Here is a 1,047-nt window from a genome sequence, read left to right as displayed (position 1 = left end):
CGCTTCGACAAGCTCGCCAGCCGCTACCTCGCAGGCGTCACCCTGGCATCCGTCATGCTCTGGCTCCGCCACTCCGAATTGTCAGACAGGCCTTAATACTGAAGAGCAGAGTCCCCGGCTTTCCAAGCAGTTCCTAGTCGGTTCCCACATCGGCCAGAAGCTTCGCCGTGCCCTCGGGCGCCTCCACTGGGAAGTGGTGGCTGCCCAGCTCGATGAGAACGATGTCGAGCCGGTCCCCGTAGCGGTCGATCGCTTCCTGCGTCACCAGGTCACGAATCGCGAACACGGTGATCGGCTGCTTCGTCTCGCGCAGTGCCGCGTCCATGTCCCAGCGCATGAGCCCTTCGATGGAACGCAGCCCCGCGGGCTGCCGTACGGCGACCATCTTCTCGAAATACGTTTCCTTGAGAGCCGGATCGGTCCCCGCCGGCGAGCCTCCCTCGACGAGGCCCCGCACCCCGGCGGCGAAGTCCTCCCGGAACAGGCGCAGCATCGCTTCGACCTGCTCGTCGCTCATCGCCGGGAACAGGGACAGGTAGTGCAGCGCGTCGAGCGCCACCACGCGCGAGACCGTATCGGGAAGCAGCTTGCCAACCTCGACAGCGACGGCCCCACCGAGGGAGTGCCCGGCCACGACCGCCTTGTTCACCGACTCGGCCTCCAGCACGGCCGCCACGTCGCGGGCGAACTCCTCCATCGTCCACAGCGCCCGCGTCGAGCGCGACTCGCCGTGCTCGGCAAGGTCGATCGCGAGGACACGGTGGTTCTTGGGCAGATGGTTGGTCACCGCGTCGAAGTCGCCGCGGTCGCACGCCCAGCCGTGGATGAGGGCCAGGGCCGGCCCTCCGGCCGGGCCGCTGGCCGTGTACCGGATGGTCGTATGGTCCCCTCGCTGGACCCCCAAATGCTTCTTGTTCCTGCTTGTCTCCGTCACGATGTCTCCTTATTACTTGGGTTGCGTCCACGGACGTGGTGTATGAGTTTCCCCAGCTAGATGGCGTGGCGCCGTGAATGAGGACGGCCATCGCGTGATCCTTCGTGATTGCG

1 protein-coding gene is annotated in these 1,047 nt (G+C 66.0%); it reads right to left on the bottom strand.

Annotation, left to right across the window (positions count from 1 at the left end; translation table 11 throughout):
• Positions 1-133 precede the first annotated feature (133 nt).
• The gene (locus ABZ463_RS41625; protein ID WP_362785751.1) at positions 134-934 is read right to left on the bottom strand and encodes an alpha/beta hydrolase; all 801 of its coding nucleotides are present in this window, start codon (positions 932-934) and stop codon (positions 134-136) included.
• Positions 935-1,047: the final 113 nt, after the last annotated feature.

The organism is Streptosporangium sp. NPDC020145 (genome assembly GCF_040631275.1).
In the GTDB taxonomy this organism is placed as follows: Bacteria; Actinomycetota; Actinomycetes; order Streptosporangiales; family Streptosporangiaceae; genus Streptosporangium.
This window is presented reverse-complemented; position numbering and strand designations above follow the sequence as displayed.